Consider the following 18,628-nt stretch of genomic DNA (forward strand, 5'->3'; position numbering starts at 1 on the left):
TAAGTGTATTGGAGGACCGATGCTTAAATCTCTGTATCTTATACTTTCTGTTAGTTTGCTCAGTGGCTGTACTGCAATCGGCCTAGTTGCTGATGGTATTGGTGGGCGCGCTAGCCAAGCACAGCCTGCAAGTGCCTATGCAGACAAAAAAGATACCGACCGAGTCAACTATGGTATGACCATGACAATGCTAGGTTATGAAATCGACAAAGCGATTATTGAAGGCTTAGAGAATGGCAGCAAAGATAAGGATGTTGAGCTTAAATGTCGTCAAATTAGTCGCGCAGTAAAAGAATGTGTTGAGGTTAAATCTGAGCCGAAAAAAAGGCCCACATTAATGGATAGTTTTAATGATGAGTAACAGTCTAAAACTTGTTATTTTCTTGGTTAGTTACCAATTAGTTGGATGTACAGTGGCAGGGTCATTAGTCGATGGCTATGCAAAAAACTCACAACCAACAAACCTTGCAACCACAAATGCAAATCAAACTAACAGAACTGTAACCGATGCCGACGGCTTTTCATTTGCAAAGTTAGGCTTTGAAATTGATAGCGCTGTTATTGGTTTTCTCAAACCAGAAGAACAACAACCACATTTGGTTTGTAGGCAAATTACACGCAGTATTAAAGAGTGTGAGGAAGCTAAGCCCTCACACTAAAAATGATATATTAATCACAGATATTTTTTATGAAACATTAGGTGTTCATCAATAAAGCTGCTGATAAAGAAGTAACTATGATCATAACCCGCGTGCATGTTAATTTCGGCTGGGTAATCTTTCTCGTTTACGACAGCAAATAAGTGCTCGGTTTTGAGTTGCTCAGCTAAGAAATTATCAGCCTCACCTTGATCAATACGCATGGGTAAATAATCTTCAGCGATGGCTTTTTTCATTAATTCACAGCTGTCGTATTCAAGCCAACTTGCTTTATCCCCACCTAGGTAATTACTAAATGCTTTTTCACCCCAAGGGCAATTAATCGGGTTCACAATCGGGCTAAAAGCACTGGCGCTGACGTATTGTTTAGGGTTTTTAAGTGCAATCATCAGTGCGCCGTGACCACCCATAGAATGACCAGCAATGGCTTTTTTGGTCGTCACAGGGAAGTGTGCTTCGATAAGTGCAGGTAATTCAGAAACCACATAGTCGTACATGTTGTAATGCACATTGTAAGGCGCTTGAGTCGCATTGACATAAAAGCCAGCACCTTGACCAAAATCGTAATTTTCATCGTCAGGAACATTTTCACCGCGCGGGCTAGTATCTGGAGCGACAATCGCAATACCCAGTTCAGCCGCTTTTTTAAATGCCCCGGCTTTTTGCATAAAGTTTTCATCAGTACAGGTTAAACCTGACAACCAATACATGACGGGTACTTTATTGGTTTCGCTGGCACCAGGTGGTAAAAATATTGCAAAGCGCATAGCACAATGTGTGCTGCTAGCTTGGTGGGTATATTGTTTATGCCAGCCACCACTGACTTTTGTTGAGCTTATGTTTTCTAGCATAACCACATCCTTGAAACAAAGGCGCTAGGTTGATACCTAGCGCCAAATTAAAAGATTAATAATGAATTACAGAGCGGATGCTCTTACCTTCGTGCATTAAGTCGAAAGCTTCATTGATATCTTCAAGTTTCATGGTGTGCGTAATGAAATCATTTAACGCAAACTCACCATTCATATAGCGCTCAACAATCTCTGGTAATTCAGAGCGACCTTTAACGCCACCAAATGCACTACCGCGCCATACACGACCCGTAACTAGTTGGAATGGACGAGTAGAGATCTCTTGGCCTGCACCTGCAACACCAATGATTACCGATTCACCCCAACCTTTGTGACAACACTCAAGAGCAGAGCGCATTACATTAACGTTACCGATACATTCAAATGAGAAATCAACACCGCCATCAGTCATTTCAACGATAACTTCTTGGATTGGTTTGTCGAAGTCATTTGGATTGATTAAATCAGTTGCGCCTAATTTAGTAGCAAGATCAAATTTACTGGTGTTGATATCAACACCAATGATACGGCTTGCACCCGCCATTTTCGCCCCGATAATCGCTGATAAACCGATACCACCTAAGCCAAAAATAGCGACAGTATCGCCTTTTTGAACTTTTGCTGTTTTAGTAACAGCACCCATACCGGTTGTTACACCACAACCAAGTAAACAAATTTCTTCAAGCGGCGCTTCTTTACTTACTTTAGCAAGTGAAATCTCTGGTAATACAGTGTACTCAGAGAACGTAGAGCAACCCATGTAGTGATAAATTGGCTGGCCATCTTTATAGAAACGCGTTGTGCCATCTGGCATTAAACCTTTACCTTGCGTTTCACGTACCGCAGAGCATAAGTTTGTTTTACCCGATTTACACATCTTACACTCGCCACATTCAGCAGTGTAAAGAGGAATAACATGATCGCCTACTTCAACGTGCGTTACGCCTTCACCGATGGCTTCAACGATACCGCCACCTTCATGGCCAAGGATTGCTGGGAAAATACCTTCAGGGTCTTCACCAGATAAAGTAAATGCATCTGTGTGACAAACACCGGTAGCAACAATCTTTACAAGCACTTCGCCTTTTTTAGGCATCATTACATCCACTTCTTCAATTGATAGTGGTTGATTTGGACCCCAAGCGATAGCCGCTTTTGATTTAATAAAATCAGTCATAACGTTCCCTTATAGTTGTTGGAAGTAAGTATTAAACCTAGTCTATTTTATTTATTTCTCAATGAATGATAATCTCCGTTTTATTAAAACACTTTTACAGTATTGTAATAATGAATCGTTGGCACGGAATTGATGAGTTTTTAGCGGTAGCAGAGACGGGCAGTTTTACAAAAGCAAGTAAACTACTGGGTATGTCAGTGGCGCATGTAAGCCGGTATGTGAGTCAATTGGAAGAGCGATTAAACACACAGCTGCTAACCCGAACGACGCGTAAAGTTGTGCTAACACAAGAGGGTCAAGTGTTTGCGCATCAAACAAAACAATTACAGCATGCCATGGATGATGCCACGGCACTACTTGCAGAGCAGCAACTGACACCTAAAGGCAGTATAAAATTAACGGCTCCTGTGATGTACGGTGAAAGCTATATCATGCCAGCAGTGCACTCGTTTATGCAAAAGCACCCAGATATTGAAGTGATCAGTCATTTAAGTAATGAGCAAGTTAATTTACTCGAAGAAGGGTATGACTTAGCAATTCGACTTGGTCACTTAAAAGATTCAACATTAAAAGCACGCCGTATTAGTCAGCGCAGACTCGTTATATGCTGTAGTCCAGAATACATTAATAATTTTGGTCAACCACACAGTGTCAGTGAATTACATCAACATCATTGCCTTATCGGTAATAACAGTTATTGGCGGGTAAAAGAGCAGGGCCAAGATAAGCATATTAAAGTGGCTGGGCGCTTAGCCTGTAATAGTGGTTGGGCATTGGTTGATGCTGCAATAAAAGGGTTAGGCATCGTGCAATTACCGGATTACTATGTAAATGAACATCTAGCCAATGGCCGTTTGACAGCTGTACTTTCGAATGTTGCACCTGAACCTGAAGGAGTATGGGGGTATACCCGCCAAGGCAATTTATAGCAACCAATGTAAAAGCATTGCTAGACCATTTAGTAGCTAGTGTTCAAGTATCAGATTTATAATTATTTTTTACAATTTCACGCATCCCATGCTGGCTAAATGTATGCTAACATGGGCGCATATTTAGCCCTTGGAATACCCACAACTCATTATGTTTCAACCTGTTAGCCTTTTTATAGGGCTGAGATATAGTCGCTCCTCAAAGGGTAATGCCTTTATCTCATTCATCTCTTTTTTTCTATTGCGGGCATTGCTATCGGCTTAATGGCCTTGTTTACAGTTAGTTCGGTTATGAATGGTTTTGAGAATAACCTTAAAACCAACATGCTCGGTTTAATTCCTCATATTGAAGTATCAGCTGAAGGTAATTCGAAAGAAACCATGTTGCAGTTAAAGCAGCAACTAGAAAATTCTCAAGATATTAAACAAGTTAACCTGTATCGTCATGGTGAAGCCATTTTACAAACTAACCAAGATTTGCATGGTGTGTTGTTACAAGGGCTCTATGATGAAGGAAATTCCCTTTATAACGTAAAAGATAAAATTGTTGCCGGCAATTGGTCACAAGTAATGGATAGCAACTATCACATTGCGATTAGCCGCTATTTGAGCCGCAAATTGGGTATTTCGCTTGGGGATAAAGTACGGGTGATCATGCCTAATGCTAGTTCGTACACCCCACTTGGTCGAGTACCGAGTCAGCGCTTGTTTACCGTTGCTGCACTGTATGAAACACAGTCAGAAATTGATATGTCATTGGCATTTACCAGTGGTTATTCGTTAGGACGGGTTTTAAAGCTGCCAAAATCCGTCGCGCCAAATTTGAGTGTGTCGCTATATGAACCTTTTGCCGTTGAGCAAGTATTGCAATCTCAATTAGCTATATTAAATGATTACGCTGTTACTGATTGGCGAGCTAGCCAAGGCACATTATTTGCTGCTGTCGCAATGGAAAAGCGCATTATGTCGATGTTACTTGGCTTAATCGTGCTCGTTGCGGTGTTTAATATCGTGTCAGCATTAACCATGATGGTCAGTGAAAAACAAAGTGAAGTCGCTATTTTACAAACACTGGGTTTAACTCCACTACAAGTACAGCATGTGTTTATGATCCAAGGCTTATACAACGGTCTAATCGGTACCAGCATTGGTGCGTTACTTGGCGTGGTATTAAGTAGCAACATTAATGAATTATTGAATATGTTAGGCATCAATTTATTAGCTGGTGTGAGTTTACCCGTTAAATTTGATGTGATGAGTTTGAGTTTAATTGCCGCAGGGAGTATTGCAATGAGCTTTTTAGCTACCTTGTATCCTGCCAGAAAAGCTGCAAAAGTGAATCCAGCAGAGGTATTACGTTATGAGTGATTTAGTTATCAATTGTCAGCAGCTTAACAAAGTATATCAAGATGGTGATAACGAAGTTGCTGTTTTAAAAGGGGTTGATTTAGCGCTTAAACAAGGTGAGATGTTAGCCGTTGTTGGTAGCTCAGGCTCCGGTAAAAGTACCTTATTGCACATATTAGGCACCTTGGATAATGCAAGCTCTGGTAAAGTTGAAATTAAAGGCCAACAAGTTGCTAAATTAAACCGTAAACAACAAGCCAGTTTCCGAAATGAAAATTTGGGCTTCATTTATCAATTTCATCATTTATTAATGGAATTTACTGCCATTGAAAATGTTGCAATGCCACTTTTAATTAAAGGTTTAAGCGCAAAAGCGGCAACAGAGAAAGCCCGTAACATGCTAAATAAAGTAGGGCTATCTCATCGTAGCGAACATAAACCATCGGCGTTGTCAGGTGGTGAGAGGCAGCGGGTTGCAATAGCACGTGCATTAGTAACCGAACCTGCTTTAGTACTAGCCGATGAACCTACGGGTAACCTAGATAAACAAAACGCTATTAAGATATACGATTTAATTAAAGAGCTAAATACCAGCTTAAAAACCAGCTTTGTTGTGGTAACCCATGATTTAGAGCTTGCAGATAAACTAGGCAAAATTGCCTATTTAGATGATGGTAAGCTTGCTATTAAAGAGTCTCAGCATGTTGCTTAGTGCCTTTATTTCAAAACGATTTCGTGCCCATAGTGGCCAAAAAGACGGACAAAACGGGTTTGTTAGCTTCATCGCTAAAGCATCGACAATCGGCATACTTTTGGGAGTCGCCGTATTAATTGTTGCGCTTTCAGTGATCAATGGCTTTGAGCAGCAATTAGTTCATCGACTTTTATCGGTAGTTCCACAGGTTGAATATGTTGCCCCTAACAAACCAATCAATAACTGGCAGTCAAAAGTTGCTTTATTGCGTTCTCAAGCAGGTGTTACAGGTGCTGCGCCATTTATTAGTGTTAACGGCATGGCACAATATAAAAGCGAGCTAAAAGCGGTTGAAGTGCGTGGTGTTAGCCCCGAATTTGAAAACCAAGTGTCGGCATTAAACCAATTCACAGAAGGGCGCTTAGTCAGTCAGTTACAACAAGAAGATGTACTGTTAGGGCAGCAAATAGTGAACCGATTAGGTCTTAAGATTGGCGACCCAGTTACCTTATTAATCCCACAGATAAACCAGCAAAGTAACACTTTACTGGCACCAAAGCGGGTGAGCTTGAATCTTGCGGGTATTATAAAAATGGGCGGCCCAATTGATGAAACGGCTGCTTTCATTCGCCTTGATAAAGCGCAAAGTGTGCTGAGTTTCGATGAAAACCAAGTAACCGGATTACGATTACAAGTAGAAGATGTATTTGCGGCTCATCAAACAGCGATGCGTGTGGGGCAAGTTATACCAGATTATGTCTATGTCTCGAGTTGGTTTAGAACGCAGGGTAGCTTATATCAAGATATTCAAATGGTTCGCACCATTGTGTATATCGTGGTGTTTTTAATAATTGCCGTAGCGAGTTTTAATATCGTTTCTTCATTAGTGATGGAAGTACGTGAAAAACAAGCAAATATTGCGATTTTAAAAACCATGGGCGCACAAGATAGCACCATTTTAGCAACCTTCGTAATGCAAGGTTTTACACAAGCTTTAATTGGTGTGATCTTAGGCACTATTATCGGCGTAATGCTTGCGTTAAACATCAGTGAACTATTCACTTGGGCAAGTAACTTATTTGGCGATAACCCGTTACAAGGTGTTTATTTTATAGAGTTTTTACCCAGTAAATTAGTTTGGCAAGATATCGTTATCACGGTGATTGTTACATTTGTTCTCGCTATTTTGGCAACCTTATATCCTGCGTGGCAAGCCACTAGGGTAGATCCGGCAAAAGTACTGGGTAATTAAGGAGAGTTTATGAATAAGCAAAGGATTATCGATTTTTGGTTTAATGAATTAGGCCCAGAAGCTTGGTATAAACAGTCTGATGACATTGATGCATTAATTACACGTGAGTTTTCAGAATGTCTTTTGCAGGTTATTGCTGGCGAGCATGCTGACTGGCGACTTGATGCCCAAGGCTCCTTAGCTGAAATTATTGTGTTAGATCAATTCTCACGGAATATTTATCGAAACACTGCACAGGCTTTTAGCCAAGATCCACAAGCCCTAAGCTTAGCGCAAAGAGCAATTGAACTTGGCTTTGATAAAAAATTACCTAGCTCTCAAGCGGCGTTTATTTATATGCCGTTTATGCACAGTGAATCGAAAGTCATTCATCAACATGCTGAACAATTGTTTAAAGGCATGAGTAATTATGAATTTGAACTAAAGCATAAAGTGATTATTGATAGGTTTGGTCGTTACCCACACCGAAACGCGATTTTAGGCCGTGAATCAACTCCCGAAGAGCTGCAATTTTTAACTGAGCCTAACTCTTCTTTCTGATTTGATTGAATAGTAGGCAAGTAATTTAAAATGCTCTTTGATAGCCCGTAAACACTTGCACGGCGCCATTTTAAACCTTAAAGTGTCATAAATGTTGTAAAAGAGTAACCACCATGGAACAAAAACAAGCAAGACCATTAACACCAGAAGAACAAGCCGAAGCGCAAAAACAAAGTGTTATTTGGCAAAGAGAATGTTTCCAAAATGCACAAAAGCATTTAGCAGAAAAAGGCGTTATTCCGCAAACTGTTGTAGAAAAAGAAAGCCGTTTTATTGCGCCTTTAGTAGCAATTTGGAAATTTAGAGCACAAAACGGTAAAAGCTATTGGGTGATCACCGGTCGTTTACCAACCGATCATGCTGAGGCTGGTGCAGCTAGCAACGCGCGTGAAGTATTACGTTATTTCTCAATGCAATGGCAATTGAAAGCTGATCAGCTGATGCAGTCAGGTGCGGTAGATAAAACCAAAGTTGATTTTGCAAATCTACTCATCAATCGTGCTCATGGCTTATATGAACTTTTTGAAAAAGACGAAATGTGGCAAAACGAGCCAGCATAACTCAATTTGCATAATTTCTATGAAAAAAGCTGAATAATGTTATTCAGCTTTTTTATTGATGCTAATTCGCTTAATGCACTAAAGTAAACGGCCTAGTATCAAATTGCTTGATAGGGCACAGCATTCGTTGTCTTGGAATACCGGCTTCCATAAATACTAAGCCATCTGCTGAAAAGCCATTACGTTTAAATCGATCAACTTCATTCAAAATACAATTAATACTGACACAGTCGCAGCCTTGTTTTTCTGCCATATTGACTAAGTATGTCAGTAATGATTTGTAAACTGAGCGATTGCGATGCTCAGGTAAAACGGCAATACGGCCAATGAGGCCATCACTACATAAACGCCCGGTTGCAACCGGGCATTTACACTCATCTGTAACGAGTACGTGGTGTGCTGTTTTATCTAGGTGATCAAACTCTATGTGTTTAGGGATATGTAATTCGCATACAAATACCCGTTCTCGGATTTGTTGTAAGAGTTCCTTGTCGATACTCCATTCAACTTCATCTATATGATAGCCCATAAACGCACGCTCCTAACAAAACCAAATACCCTCATTTAAAAGTGTAGTAAAGGTTTTCAAGAAAATGTGATTATTTTTTGAACTATTTATGTCAGCTGCGGTCAGCCAAGTTTGATCAGTGAGCTTGGTTATCAATTCAAGCTCATCTAAATCATGCATGTAGTTAACGCCATTAATACTTAAAAGTATCTTATCGTCAATAACTTGGTAGATAGCTCGCGTACCGCCTAAACGCTCAAAAACAACCTCGTCATCATTGAGTAACTCGATTACATCATCTAATGAATAAGGGTCTTCTAGCGGGGCTAAATCCATTTCATGCTTTGGCTGGCTCATACTGTTACCAAGCCAAGTCTTGAATACTGCGTCATCATTAATCGCAGCAATCATAAGCTGCTTTATTTTTTCAGCTTCAGCTTGGCTAAGTTCACCTTTAGAAGTACGCAACTTAAGCTCTGCATCACCATATCGTTGATTGCCAAGCTCAGTATCAATCAAGTGATCGGCAAATTGAGAGAGTAAATCGCGTTGATTTGGCGCTCTAAAACCCACAGAGTAATTAAGCGCGTTTTCAACGGCATAGCCTTCATGCGGACAACCAGGTGGGATATACAAAATATCACCCGGCTCTAACACACAATCGATCACGGCAGGAAATTGCTCAACTTGTAATAGGCTTTTATTTTGTGCGAATTGTTTTAAGTTCGCATCAGGTAAACCAACGCGCCAATGGCGTTTACCTTCACCTTGAATAATAAATACATCGTATTGATCTAAATGCGGTCCCACGCCACCACCCGGCGTAGAGTAGCTGATCATCAAGTCATCGATACGCCAGTTTGGAATAAAACGAAATGGTTCCAGTAATTGCGCAGCATCGTTATGCCAATGGTCAACGGCTTGTACGAGTAGTGTTGAGTTCTTTTCAGTTAGCAAACTAAAGTCTTCAAATGGGCCATGGTATGCTTGCCAATCATCTGAGTGATTGGTGACAATGCGTGATTCAATACTTTCTTCCATGGCAAGGCCGGCAAGTTCTTCAGGCTCTATAGGATCAGAAAAATCCTTAAAGCCTTGCTTAATAAGTAATGGTTTTTTTGCCAGTACTCGGCTAAAAACTGCTCTTGGGTTAATGAGTTTATAGTTAATTGATACATAACATGACCTAAACGAAGTGGTATAAAAAAAGCGAAAGGAAGGCCTTTCGCTTTTTAAAATCTTAGTTTGAATTTAAGCTAAGTTGTCGATGAACTCAACAGCACGACCAATGTAATTAGCCGGTGTTAATTTTTTCATTTCTACTTTTGCTTCTTCAGGTAACTCAAGACCATCGATGAAATCAGCCATGATTTCTTGATTTACACGTTTACCACGCGTAAGGTCTTTAAGTTTTTCATATGGCTTTTCGATACCATATTTACGCATTACCGTTTGGATAGGCTCTGCTAGTAATTCCCAGTTTTGATCTAGCTCTTCGAGTAAACGCGCTTCGTTTACTTCAAGCTTGCTAACACCTTTTAATGTCGCTTGGTAAGCGATAAGTGTGTAGCCCATACCAACACCCAGGTTACGTAAAACTGTTGAGTCAGTTAAGTCACGTTGCCAGCGAGATACAGGTAGCTTTTGCGCAAGGTGTGCAAAAATTGCGTTCGCAATACCTAAGTTACCTTCAGAGTTTTCAAAATCAATCGGGTTTACTTTGTGAGGCATGGTTGAAGAACCAATTTCACCTGCAATTGTTTTTTGCTTGAAGTGGTTAAGCGCAATGTAGCCCCAAACGTCACGGTCAAAATCAAGCAATACAGTGTTGAAACGTGCAATCGCATCGAATAACTCAGCAATGTAATCGTGTGGCTCAATTTGAGTTGTGAACGGGTTAAATGTTAAACCAAGGCTTGTTACGAATTGTTCAGCGTGGCTGTGCCAATCGTAATCTGGGTATGCGCTCAAGTGAGCGTTGTAGTTACCTACAGCACCGTTGATTTTACCTAACATTTCTACGTTAGCAATTTGGTCACGTTGACGCTTTAAGCGCATGTATACGTTAGCAAATTCTTTACCCATTGTAGAAGGAGTAGCAGGTTGACCGTGGGTACGCGTCATCATCGCAACTGACTTGTACTCAACCGCTTTTTCTTTTAATGCATTTAGAAGTTGGTCACAGTATGGAAGTAAAACTTTGTCACGCGCTTCTGTTAGCATTAAACCGTGAGATAGGTTATTAATGTCTTCTGAAGTACATGCAAAGTGAATAAATTCGTTTACTGCGTTAAGCTCTGCGTTGTCTGCTACTTTTTCTTTAAGTAGGTATTCAACCGCTTTTACGTCATGGTTAGTTGTGCGCTCGATTTCTTTAACGCGTGCTGCATCCGCTTCGCTAAAGTTATCAACAATGGCATTAAGTAAAGCATTAGCCTCGTCGCTAAATGCCGGTACTTCTGCGATTGCGCTTGCTGCAGACAAAGCTTGTAACCAACGAACTTCAACAGTTACACGGTATTTGATTAAACCAAATTCGCTGAAAATGCTGCGTAGTTCCGTGGTCTTGCTGCCATAGCGACCATCTACCGGAGAGATAGCGGTTAACGCTGAAAGCTCCATAATGACTCCTAAATTGTCTAGTTTGAACGATAATTAAATTGATTGTTTAGCAATGGCGAGGATTTTTCTTTTTGCAAAGAAAAAGTGACGGCGTTTACCGCCCATTTGTCGCCATAACACGGCACTACGAATTCCGGCCAATAATAGGGCGCGGATTTTGTTTTGCGTGAGCTGCTGTTTTAATAACTCTGGCTTGCCGTACACTTGAATACGATGCCCAAGGGGCTTAGCACCGATGAGTAAATATCAGCAAGCGCTGCTACAACAGTATCATCTGTGATAGCAAAATGGTCGAGGCGACGTTTAACATCATCAATGCGACGACCTAATTCATTTAAACTGTTTTGTTTTGAGCTTAATGCACGTTCTAATTGCATTAAACCACCTACATACTTCACGATTTCGACGTCTTTGTCTGCGCCGGCTGAAAGCTGTGCAATCAAAATGCGATAGCCTTCTCGTAAATTATGCTTACCTTGATACACGTCTTCAGGGCTATTTGGTGATGTTTCGACAATACAGTTTAGTAATTTCTCTAATTCGTGATCACTGCCTTGGCCATATTGCGCAACTTTTTGTACTTGTTTAGCAACTTGACACATGGCAGCTAAAGCCATGACTTGGTGCTCTGTCATTACTTGATCACCGAATCAATAATACCGCCACCTAAACAGACTTCGTCAGCGTAAAATACGGCTGATTGGCCCGGTGTAACCGCTTTTTGTGGCTCATCAAATAGTACGCGTGCCATACCATCTTCACCAACGAGTAAAGTACAGCTGATATCTTCTTGGCGATAACGAGTTTTAACAGTACAGCGTGTGGTCCCTTTAGGGCCTTCACGGTCAACCCAGTGAAGCTGGTTTGCATTTAAGCCATTACTGTATAGGCGAGGGTGGTCTTTACCTTGACCAACGACTAACACGTTACGTTCAACGTCTTTATCTACAACGTACCAAGGTTCACCTGAGCCTTCTTTCATGCCGCCAATTAACAGGCCTTTACGTTGACCAAGCGTGTGGTACATTAAGCCTTCGTGCTCGCCCACTTCATTGCCATCGGTATCTTCAATTTTACCTGGCTGTGCTGGTAAGAATTTTTGTAAGAAATCTTTAAATTTACGCTCACCGATAAAACAAATACCGGTACTGTCTTTCTTATCATGGGTAATTAAGTCTTGCTCTTCAGCGATGCGACGAACTTCAGGTTTAGCAATATCACCAACAGGGAAAAGCGTTTGCGCAATGTGCTCATGGCTTAGCGTGTATAAGAAATAGCTTTGATCTTTGTTGTCATCAAGGCCACGACACATTACAAAATTATCACCGCGTTTTTCGCGGCGTACATAGTGACCTGTAGCAATATAATCAGCACCCAGTGCCTGTGCTGCAAATTCTAAGAATGCTTTGAATTTGATTTCTTTATTACACATGATGTCTGGGTTGGGCGTGCGGCCTGCTTTGTACTCTGCTAAAAAGTACTCAAACACGTTGTCCCAGTATTCGGCTGCAAAATTTACAGTGTGAAGCTCAATACCTAGCTTGTCGCACACTGCTTGTGCGTCTTTTAGGTCTTCAGCTGCAGCGCAATATTCATCATTATCATCTTCTTCCCAGTTTTTCATGAACAGGCCTTCAACTTGATAGCCTTGCTGCTTTAATAAATACGCTGATACTGAAGAATCAACACCGCCGGACATGCCCACGATGACTTTAATGTGACTATTTTCGCTCATAATATTCGCTGTCATTTTTTAACTGCTATGGAAAGGCCGATATTATAGCATGCTTTTAGACGCCCAAACCAGCCAAAATCACAGCGGTTATTGGTAAATCAAACTAAGTGGGTAGGCTTTACCAGCTAAATGATCTTCAATGCATTTTAAAACCAGAGGGCTTCTCAGTGGCATGCTTTTAATTTGTGCAAGGCTAAACCAATCTGCACTTAAAATGTCATTATCTTGTGGTGATGTTTCAACGGGCTCTGGGCAATTAAAAGCAAAGCTAAAACGCATATAGTGGACACCATTCGCGGCATGCAAATTATAAATGCCTACAAGGTGACTGGCATGAAGGCTAATACCCGTTTCTTCAATAAGTTCGCGATGAGCTGCTTCAGCTAAGGTTTCATTGGCTTCCAAATGGCCGGCAGGCTGGTTGTAGCAAATCTCACCTGTGTGTTTATCGCGCTCTTTAACAAGTAAAAATTTGTCTTGGCATGTGACGATAGCAGCCACTGTGACATTCGGTTTATGCATCTGGGTTGTTCACTACGTTAAATTGACCACTCTCTAAGCCATCAAGGGTATAGTTACTAATACTGTAACGAATCAATCGCAAAGTAGGGAAGCCAACATGTGCTGTCATGCGGCGAACTTGGCGATTGCGCCCTTCGGTGATAGAGATTTCTAACCAGCTGGTTGGAATGTTTTTACGCTCGCGAACGGGCGGGGTACGAGGCCAAACGGATGGCTCATTAATACGTCTAACCTTGGCTGGCTTGGTCATGCCATCTTTCAGTGCTACGCCTTTGTTAAGCGCAAAGATAGCCTCATCACTGACATTACCTTCTACTTGCACCCAATAAGTTTTAGCTGTTTTCTTATTGGGCTCAGTAAGGGTGTGTTGCAACTTTCCACAGTTAGTAAGTAACAAAAGCCCTTCGCTGTCTCTGTCTAGGCGTCCTGCTGCATACACGTCTTTAATTGTGATATAATCTGCCAACGTCTTGCGGTTTTGATCATCGGTGAATTGGCAAAGGACATCAAATGGTTTGTTAAATAGCACCACTTTGCGCTGCTCAGGGCTAACTGCTTTTTTAACTTCACGTTTTTGTGTTGGTCTTGAATAAGTGCGACCGCTACTGCGACGTGGTTTGCTATTGGTTTTATTAACCATTAAATGCACCTAGCAGGTTTAGGTAAACCAGCAATTTTAGTCGCTTGCTTAGCGGGGCCTTTAGGAAACAGTTTGTATAAATACATACTATTACCTTTTTCTTCACCTAGCTTTTGGGCCATGGCTTTGACCAGCATGCGAATAGCAGGGCTGGTGTTATACTCTACGTAAAAATCACGCACGAAATGGACAACTTCCCAGTGCTGTTCACTTAAGGTAATGTTCTCTTGTTCAGCAATAATAGGTGCGAGCTCTTCACTCCAATCATTTGAATCAAGTAAATAGCCTTGTTTATCTGTTTCAATCTGTTTGTTATTAAATTCAAGCATGGTTTACCAAGTAATCGTGTTCTTTGCGTTTATAGTCAATTCTACAAATTGCCTGTAGTCTAAGGCTGATTCATTATGACTAAATGAAATATCGCGCGCTTCTGCATCTTCTTTCAGTAAAAAAAGTGGAGAAGAAAACTGTTTAAATTGCCTGCTGTTATAACATGCGTCACTGACAAGTAGCACAGAATCTTGTGCAGTAATCAAATTAGCGAGCATATTGTTGCAGTAATGCGATAAGGGTTTTGAAAAAATATGCAAGGTACTCATAGTGTAACCACCTGATGTTGCTGTGCAATCAACGCTCGCTGTTGTTCAAAGTTAGCTACTTTGACATCAATCATTAACACGTCTTTTGTTAAGTTAAAATCCATTAACGACTTTTCACATACATAAATGTTTTCAACATCGTATAACTCAAGGGTTTTAATGGTTTTAAAATAGTTTTTAATACCAAGTAATTCTGGTTGTTGATTTTTTTTCAAAGCCAATACAGCTTCACCACTCAGAAGCCAGCTAATGTTCTGTTCGATAGCGGCAAAAATCAGTGTGGTATCGAGTGATTCACGAATATGCTGATCATCAAATGGGCCATGTTGACTTATTACTAAAATGTTTTTCATTTAAATTGCACCCATTTATCTGCTTCACTGACAAGCATTGCAAATTCAGCGAGTCCAGCGACGGTAAACACACCTGTATTAGCGGTATCTAAGCCACGCTTTTCAGCGGCCGTTACACATAGCAGTAGAGGGATGTTTTGCTCACCTAGCGACTGCCACAAGCGATTAATTGGTAGCTCGTCACTGGCAAGTTCTAAATGGTTACTTGCGTGATAAACACCTGCTTGATAAAGAAAAATAGCTGCAATCGAGTGACCAGAATCAAGACAAGCCTGTGCAAATTTAATCAGCCGTTGAGTTGTGTCGTGATCGGTCGGTGCGGTATGAAGAGAAAGTACAAATTGTGCCAAAACGCATCCAATAAAAAAGCCCCTAGAAAGGGGCTATTTTAGCAGAACTATTTAATTAGTCATCACTTGCACCAAGTAGGTGTAGAAGTGATGTGAATAAGTTATAAATGTTCAGGTATAAAGCAACCGTTGCACGGATGTAATTGGTTTCGCCGCCGTTAATAATACGGCTGGTGTCGAATAAGATGAAACCAGACATAATTAGTACAACAGCGGCGTTGATAACCATAAAGGTAACTGAGCTGCCGATAAATAAGTTAACCAGGCTTGCAATAATAACCACGATTAAACCAACAGTTAAAAAGCCGCCCATAAATGAGAAGTCTTTTTTAGTGGTAAGCGCATAAGCCGACAAACCAAAGAAGATTAACGCGGTAGAACCTAACGCTTGCATAATAAGGAATGGGCCATTTGGCATTGCTGCGTAGTAGTTAAGCATTGGACCAAGCCCTGCGCCCATCAAACCTGTGAAAACAAATACCCAAGCAACACCTGACGCACTGTCGGCCTTTTTATTAACAACAAAAAGTACGCCGAATGCAATCAAGCTGAATACTAACCCCATAAAATAAGGTAGATTCATTACCATAGAGATACCGGCAGTGACTGCACTAAAAGCAAGTGTCATTGCGAGTAAAAAATAGGTGTTTTTTAAAACTTTATTGGTTTCAATAGTCGACATTACTGGTCTAGCAGTATTGTACGATTGATTAAACGCCATTGTTAGAGCTCCTTTAAATGAACTTATACGTTCGTTAGTTCCAATTGTTAAACTGAACTAAGCCTATCAAGAGTTATATATTTGGGCAAACTATTGTGGATCAATAGACAGGATAAATAATTGAAAAGTTCAAATCGATTATATTTTGACTTTAATTGTGTTAATGCTGAACGATTTAGTTGTTTTTTAATCACTTAAACAGTTTTTTGAAAAAAAAGCTTCACAAGCACGGCCGCTTTATCTATTATGCACGCCGTCGGAGAGATGGCAGAGTGGTCGAATGCACCGGTCTTGAAAACCGGCAGGGGTTTGTAGCCCCTCTAGGGTTCAAATCCCTATCTCTCCACCATTATTTTTACTACTGGCGTAAGCCGGTATGTTTCGCATTCGGAGAGATGGCAGAGTGGTCGAATGCACCGGTCTTGAAAACCGGCAGGGGTTTGTAGCCCCTCTAGGGTTCAAATCCCTATCTCTCCACCATCATTGAAGCCGCTGAATTTATTCAGCGGCTTTTTTGTTTCTAGCGCTTTTTCTTCAGCCTTCAAATTACGACTATTGTCGATATTTCGCATTTCAACTAGTTAGTCCATGCTTATTACTTCTCGTATTATCTTTGTGAAATTAGGGAATTTATGAAACATCGTTTAGCAAAGAGTGTAGGACTTTCTTTATTATCGCCTGTGATCATCGGTTGTATCTTAGGCCTTTATTATGCATTTACACTTGAGGGAAATGGCTTAAGCATTTTCTTTAACCTTCTTGTTAGCGCAATAGCCAATGCACATATCGTTGGGTTAACTATGGCAGCCTTTGTAGTACCGGGATATTTGCTTATGTATAAGTATGCAAAGGTAAATTATTCAGGTGTATTAACGCTAGGTCTATTAGGTGGTGCCATCTTTAGTTACCTATTAAGTGCGACAACAGGCATGGCATTTGTTGTCAATGCTGTGATGTCTGCACTTGCAGCGGGTCTGTTTTTATTTGGTTTAAGACAGGGTCTTACAACACAATCTTCTCATCAATAGCAGAATATTTAATCAAGCTGACTGAAATTGAGGGCAAAATGTTTTTTTGCCCTTAAAAGGTTTCATTTGTCGTCTACAAAGAGTACCTTTAGCTACTGTATGTTTAATAAGAAGTAGTTTGGTATGCAAAAGCAAGATTTTTACCAGTCATTAGTTAAACAAACTGAGTCGCTAATCACTGGTGAATCAAATGTTATTGCCAACATGGCAAATATTAGTGCGCTGTTATTTACCTCTTTAGAGGATATAAACTGGGCGGGCTTTTATTTAATGGATTCACCTGAAGAATTAGTGCTAGGGCCGTTTCAAGGTAATCCTGCATGTATCCGTATTCCAGTAGGTAAAGGGGTATGTGGAACTGCCGCGCAAACACAACAAACACAACTCGTTGAAGACGTTCATGCATTTGCTGGGCACATTGCCTGTGATGCTGCATCGAATTCTGAAGTCGTTGTGCCGATTTTCAAAGACGGTAAAGTATTTGCTGTACTTGATATCGACAGCCCAAGCATTGCGCGATTCGACGCTGATGATCAAGCTGGTTTAGAAGCATTGGTAAAATGCTTTGAGGCAAATCTAAAATGAAAGATCTGCTAAATGTGCAAGATTACCTCTTTGCAATTGCTGATGTTGGTGATTGGGAAGGGGAAGAAGAAGTTGTTGCCGAAAGGCTCAACGACTTGATTCACATGGCTTGGGATCGTCTACCGGATGACCTTGACTGTGAATCAATTGATGAAATTATAAATGGTATTTGGGAACACCTTCGTGGTGATTTAGCGCTTATTGAAGCGGACTTCGAAGAGTTGACCGACTGGGTAACACACTATGTCGATTCATCATTAGATGAAAAGATGTAATAAAAGGTTCTAACATGGAAACCACAAACAAGCTAAAAGATATTAATGAAGTACTGGATTTCTTATACCAAGAATTTCCACAATGTTTTAAACAAAAAGACGGCATTCAACCGCTTAAAGTCGGTATCTTTAAAGATATTGCTGAGCGCATTGAAGGTTCTGAGAAAGTAAGTAAGACTCAGGTACGTCAAGCACTAAGAAAATACACCTCAAACTGGCGCTATTTAGAAGCCGTGACTAAGTCTGAGTTCCGTATCGACCTTGATGGTAATCAAGACGAAAAAGTGGAACAAGAGCACATTGAACACGCGCAAAAAGCGTTAGAAGAAAGCCGCGCTAAAATGGCGAAGCGTAAAAAGCCACAACGTCCACGCAAAGACGGTGACACAAAATCTTACAAAAAGAATACAGGTCATCACGCTAAATCTGGCGAAAAAGGCGCTAAAGTAAGTAATAAGCCTGCTAAAGCTGCTCCTGTAAAACGTTCAGGAAAAGTTGAACCTTTACCTGCCTCTGAGGTCAAGGTAAATAGCAAAGTTAAAGTTAAACTTGGCCAAGCACTTGTTAACGCAGTTATTACTGAAGTGAATAAAGATGAAGTTCACGTTGAGTTAGTAACTGGGATGCAAGTTAAGACCAAAGCAGACAGCCTGTATATCATTTAATAGCTGTAAAAAATAA

At 40.7% G+C, this 18,628-nt stretch carries 22 protein-coding genes, 2 tRNA genes and 4 pseudogenes; 14 read left to right on the forward strand and 14 right to left on the reverse strand.

Annotated elements, in window-relative coordinates; genetic code table 11:
- Positions 1-19: 19 nt before the first annotated feature.
- Together P4S60_RS06845 and P4S60_RS06850 are read left to right on the forward strand one after the other, a co-directional pair.
- The gene (locus P4S60_RS06845) at positions 20-361 is read left to right on the forward strand and encodes a hypothetical protein (protein WP_337115449.1); all 342 of its coding nucleotides are present in this window, start codon (positions 20-22) and stop codon (positions 359-361) included.
- Positions 351-659, forward strand: a complete 309-nt coding sequence (locus P4S60_RS06850; protein WP_337115450.1) for a hypothetical protein — start codon at positions 351-353, stop codon at positions 657-659. The genes P4S60_RS06845 and P4S60_RS06850 overlap by 11 nt, the downstream gene beginning before the upstream one ends.
- A gap of 14 nt (positions 660-673) precedes the next feature.
- Here the strand turns inward: P4S60_RS06850 and fghA are convergent, their stop codons facing one another.
- Positions 674-1,510 (reverse strand): S-formylglutathione hydrolase, encoded by an 837-nt coding sequence (gene fghA, locus P4S60_RS06855; protein ID WP_337115451.1) that lies wholly within the window; start codon positions 1,508-1,510, stop codon positions 674-676.
- A 55-nt stretch (positions 1,511-1,565) separates the two neighbouring features.
- Positions 1,566-2,687: an S-(hydroxymethyl)glutathione dehydrogenase/class III alcohol dehydrogenase gene (locus P4S60_RS06860; RefSeq protein ID WP_063705626.1), complete on the reverse strand. Its 1,122-nt coding sequence runs from the start codon at positions 2,685-2,687 to the stop codon at positions 1,566-1,568.
- A gap of 110 nt (positions 2,688-2,797) precedes the next feature.
- Between P4S60_RS06860 and P4S60_RS06865 the strand changes: the two are divergent.
- From P4S60_RS06865 to P4S60_RS06890, 6 genes and pseudogenes are all read left to right on the forward strand, one after another.
- Positions 2,798-3,678, forward strand: a pseudogene (locus P4S60_RS06865) (LysR family transcriptional regulator).
- A gap of 89 nt (positions 3,679-3,767) precedes the next feature.
- A pseudogene (locus P4S60_RS06870) lies at positions 3,768-4,984 on the forward strand (lipoprotein-releasing ABC transporter permease subunit).
- Complete coding sequence (lolD, locus tag P4S60_RS06875) at positions 4,977-5,675, forward strand: lipoprotein-releasing ABC transporter ATP-binding protein LolD (RefSeq protein ID WP_337115452.1); 699 nt, start codon at positions 4,977-4,979, stop codon at positions 5,673-5,675. The pseudogene P4S60_RS06870 and the gene lolD overlap by 8 nt, the downstream one beginning before the upstream one ends.
- Complete coding sequence (locus tag P4S60_RS06880) at positions 5,665-6,909, forward strand: lipoprotein-releasing ABC transporter permease subunit (protein ID WP_063705616.1); 1,245 nt, start codon at positions 5,665-5,667, stop codon at positions 6,907-6,909. The genes lolD and P4S60_RS06880 overlap by 11 nt, the downstream gene beginning before the upstream one ends.
- Positions 6,910-6,918: 9 nt before the next feature.
- Positions 6,919-7,449, forward strand: coding sequence for a DUF924 family protein (locus P4S60_RS06885; RefSeq protein WP_337115453.1), 531 nt, complete (start codon positions 6,919-6,921; stop codon positions 7,447-7,449).
- 113 nt (positions 7,450-7,562) lie between these two features.
- Positions 7,563-8,009 carry a DUF4826 family protein gene (locus tag P4S60_RS06890; protein WP_063705612.1) on the forward strand — a complete coding sequence of 149 codons (447 nt, stop codon included), beginning with the start codon at positions 7,563-7,565 and terminating at the stop codon, positions 8,007-8,009.
- 70 nt (positions 8,010-8,079) lie between these two features.
- On the opposite strand, the gene P4S60_RS06895 is transcribed toward P4S60_RS06890, so the two are convergent.
- The 12 genes and pseudogenes from P4S60_RS06895 to P4S60_RS06950 all read right to left on the reverse strand — a co-directional run bounded on the left by P4S60_RS06895 (position 8,080) and on the right by P4S60_RS06950 (position 16,059).
- A complete protein-coding gene (locus P4S60_RS06895) occupies positions 8,080-8,538 on the reverse strand; it encodes a GNAT family N-acetyltransferase (protein ID WP_063705610.1) in 459 nt (152 codons plus the stop codon).
- Positions 8,539-8,550: 12 nt separating this feature from the next.
- Positions 8,551-9,695: pseudogene (locus P4S60_RS06900) on the reverse strand (JmjC domain-containing protein).
- 73 nt (positions 9,696-9,768) lie between these two features.
- A complete protein-coding gene (gene purB, locus P4S60_RS06905) occupies positions 9,769-11,139 on the reverse strand; it encodes an adenylosuccinate lyase (protein WP_063705605.1) in 1,371 nt (456 codons plus the stop codon).
- A gap of 33 nt (positions 11,140-11,172) precedes the next feature.
- Positions 11,173-11,774 (reverse strand): annotated as a pseudogene (gene hflD / locus P4S60_RS06910) (high frequency lysogenization protein HflD).
- Positions 11,774-12,874, reverse strand: a complete 1,101-nt coding sequence (mnmA, locus tag P4S60_RS06915) for a tRNA 2-thiouridine(34) synthase MnmA (protein WP_337116835.1) — start codon at positions 12,872-12,874, stop codon at positions 11,774-11,776. The pseudogene hflD and the gene mnmA overlap by 1 nt, the downstream one beginning before the upstream one ends.
- Positions 12,875-12,961: 87 nt before the next feature.
- Complete coding sequence (locus P4S60_RS06920; RefSeq protein ID WP_337115454.1) at positions 12,962-13,396, reverse strand: NUDIX hydrolase; 435 nt, start codon at positions 13,394-13,396, stop codon at positions 12,962-12,964.
- Positions 13,389-14,036, reverse strand: a complete 648-nt coding sequence (locus P4S60_RS06925) for a pseudouridine synthase (protein ID WP_337115455.1) — start codon at positions 14,034-14,036, stop codon at positions 13,389-13,391. Before P4S60_RS06925 ends, P4S60_RS06920 begins: the two co-directional genes overlap by 8 nt.
- A complete protein-coding gene (gene tusE, locus P4S60_RS06930; protein WP_063705594.1) occupies positions 14,036-14,365 on the reverse strand; it encodes a sulfurtransferase TusE in 330 nt (109 codons plus the stop codon). Before tusE ends, P4S60_RS06925 begins: the two co-directional genes overlap by 1 nt.
- Before the next feature lie 3 nt (positions 14,366-14,368).
- Positions 14,369-14,635, reverse strand: a complete 267-nt coding sequence (gene tusB / locus P4S60_RS06935) for a sulfurtransferase complex subunit TusB (protein WP_337115456.1) — start codon at positions 14,633-14,635, stop codon at positions 14,369-14,371.
- Positions 14,632-14,988 carry a sulfurtransferase complex subunit TusC gene (gene tusC, locus P4S60_RS06940; RefSeq protein WP_337115457.1) on the reverse strand — a complete coding sequence of 119 codons (357 nt, stop codon included), beginning with the start codon at positions 14,986-14,988 and terminating at the stop codon, positions 14,632-14,634. The genes tusB and tusC overlap by 4 nt, the downstream gene beginning before the upstream one ends.
- Entirely contained in the window at positions 14,985-15,338 is a 354-nt protein-coding gene (tusD, locus tag P4S60_RS06945) for a sulfurtransferase complex subunit TusD (RefSeq protein WP_337115458.1), read from the reverse strand. Before tusD ends, tusC begins: the two co-directional genes overlap by 4 nt.
- Positions 15,339-15,393: 55 nt before the next feature.
- Positions 15,394-16,059, reverse strand: a complete 666-nt coding sequence (locus P4S60_RS06950) for a Bax inhibitor-1/YccA family protein (RefSeq protein ID WP_063705584.1) — start codon at positions 16,057-16,059, stop codon at positions 15,394-15,396.
- Between the two features lie 258 nt (positions 16,060-16,317).
- Between P4S60_RS06950 and P4S60_RS06955 the strand changes: the two genes are divergently transcribed.
- The 6 genes from P4S60_RS06955 (at position 16,318) to proQ (ending at position 18,612) form a co-directional block, all read left to right on the forward strand.
- Positions 16,318-16,408, forward strand: a tRNA-Ser gene (locus P4S60_RS06955).
- 40 nt (positions 16,409-16,448) lie between these two features.
- Positions 16,449-16,539 (forward strand) — tRNA-Ser (locus P4S60_RS06960).
- Positions 16,540-16,691: 152 nt separating this feature from the next.
- A complete protein-coding gene (locus P4S60_RS06965; RefSeq protein WP_337115459.1) occupies positions 16,692-17,087 on the forward strand; it encodes a hypothetical protein in 396 nt (131 codons plus the stop codon).
- A gap of 123 nt (positions 17,088-17,210) precedes the next feature.
- Positions 17,211-17,672, forward strand: a complete 462-nt coding sequence (locus P4S60_RS06970) for a GAF domain-containing protein (RefSeq protein WP_063705580.1) — start codon at positions 17,211-17,213, stop codon at positions 17,670-17,672.
- Entirely contained in the window at positions 17,669-17,947 is a 279-nt protein-coding gene (locus P4S60_RS06975; RefSeq protein ID WP_063705577.1) for a hypothetical protein, read from the forward strand. Before P4S60_RS06970 ends, P4S60_RS06975 begins: the two co-directional genes overlap by 4 nt.
- Positions 17,948-17,961: 14 nt before the next feature.
- Positions 17,962-18,612, forward strand: a complete 651-nt coding sequence (gene proQ, locus P4S60_RS06980; RefSeq protein WP_063705575.1) for an RNA chaperone ProQ — start codon at positions 17,962-17,964, stop codon at positions 18,610-18,612.
- Positions 18,613-18,628: the final 16 nt, after the last annotated feature.

It is taken from the genome of Pseudoalteromonas sp. Hal040 (genome assembly GCF_037162425.1).
Lineage (GTDB): Bacteria > Pseudomonadota > Gammaproteobacteria > Enterobacterales > Alteromonadaceae > Pseudoalteromonas > Pseudoalteromonas gelatinilytica.

Excerpts from the sequence above, each read along its gene's own strand:
- lolD (WP_337115452.1), top strand. The coding sequence starts at position 4,977 with ATGAGTGATTTAGTTATCAATTGTCAGCAGCTTAACAAAGTATATCAA.
- P4S60_RS06845 (WP_337115449.1), top strand. The coding sequence starts at position 20 with ATGCTTAAATCTCTGTATCTTATACTTTCTGTTAGTTTGCTCAGTGGC.
- fghA (WP_337115451.1), bottom strand. The coding sequence starts at position 1,510 with ATGCTAGAAAACATAAGCTCAACAAAAGTCAGTGGTGGCTGGCATAAA.
- P4S60_RS06920 (WP_337115454.1), bottom strand. The coding sequence starts at position 13,396 with ATGCATAAACCGAATGTCACAGTGGCTGCTATCGTCACATGCCAAGAC.
- P4S60_RS06950 (WP_063705584.1), bottom strand. The coding sequence starts at position 16,059 with ATGGCGTTTAATCAATCGTACAATACTGCTAGACCAGTAATGTCGACT.
- P4S60_RS06925 (WP_337115455.1), bottom strand. The coding sequence starts at position 14,036 with ATGGTTAATAAAACCAATAGCAAACCACGTCGCAGTAGCGGTCGCACT.
- proQ (WP_063705575.1), top strand. The coding sequence starts at position 17,962 with ATGGAAACCACAAACAAGCTAAAAGATATTAATGAAGTACTGGATTTC.
- P4S60_RS06965 (WP_337115459.1), top strand. The coding sequence starts at position 16,692 with ATGAAACATCGTTTAGCAAAGAGTGTAGGACTTTCTTTATTATCGCCT.
- tusC (WP_337115457.1), bottom strand. The coding sequence starts at position 14,988 with ATGAAAAACATTTTAGTAATAAGTCAACATGGCCCATTTGATGATCAG.
- P4S60_RS06970 (WP_063705580.1), top strand. The coding sequence starts at position 17,211 with ATGCAAAAGCAAGATTTTTACCAGTCATTAGTTAAACAAACTGAGTCG.
- purB (WP_063705605.1), bottom strand. The coding sequence starts at position 11,139 with ATGGAGCTTTCAGCGTTAACCGCTATCTCTCCGGTAGATGGTCGCTAT.
- P4S60_RS06880 (WP_063705616.1), top strand. The coding sequence starts at position 5,665 with ATGTTGCTTAGTGCCTTTATTTCAAAACGATTTCGTGCCCATAGTGGC.
- P4S60_RS06860 (WP_063705626.1), bottom strand. The coding sequence starts at position 2,687 with ATGACTGATTTTATTAAATCAAAAGCGGCTATCGCTTGGGGTCCAAAT.
- P4S60_RS06890 (WP_063705612.1), top strand. The coding sequence starts at position 7,563 with ATGGAACAAAAACAAGCAAGACCATTAACACCAGAAGAACAAGCCGAA.
- P4S60_RS06885 (WP_337115453.1), top strand. The coding sequence starts at position 6,919 with ATGAATAAGCAAAGGATTATCGATTTTTGGTTTAATGAATTAGGCCCA.
- P4S60_RS06895 (WP_063705610.1), bottom strand. The coding sequence starts at position 8,538 with ATGGGCTATCATATAGATGAAGTTGAATGGAGTATCGACAAGGAACTC.
- mnmA (WP_337116835.1), bottom strand. The coding sequence starts at position 12,874 with ATGAGCGAAAATAGTCACATTAAAGTCATCGTGGGCATGTCCGGCGGT.
- P4S60_RS06975 (WP_063705577.1), top strand. The coding sequence starts at position 17,669 with ATGAAAGATCTGCTAAATGTGCAAGATTACCTCTTTGCAATTGCTGAT.
- tusB (WP_337115456.1), bottom strand. The coding sequence starts at position 14,635 with ATGAGTACCTTGCATATTTTTTCAAAACCCTTATCGCATTACTGCAAC.
- P4S60_RS06850 (WP_337115450.1), top strand. The coding sequence starts at position 351 with ATGATGAGTAACAGTCTAAAACTTGTTATTTTCTTGGTTAGTTACCAA.
- tusE (WP_063705594.1), bottom strand. The coding sequence starts at position 14,365 with ATGCTTGAATTTAATAACAAACAGATTGAAACAGATAAACAAGGCTAT.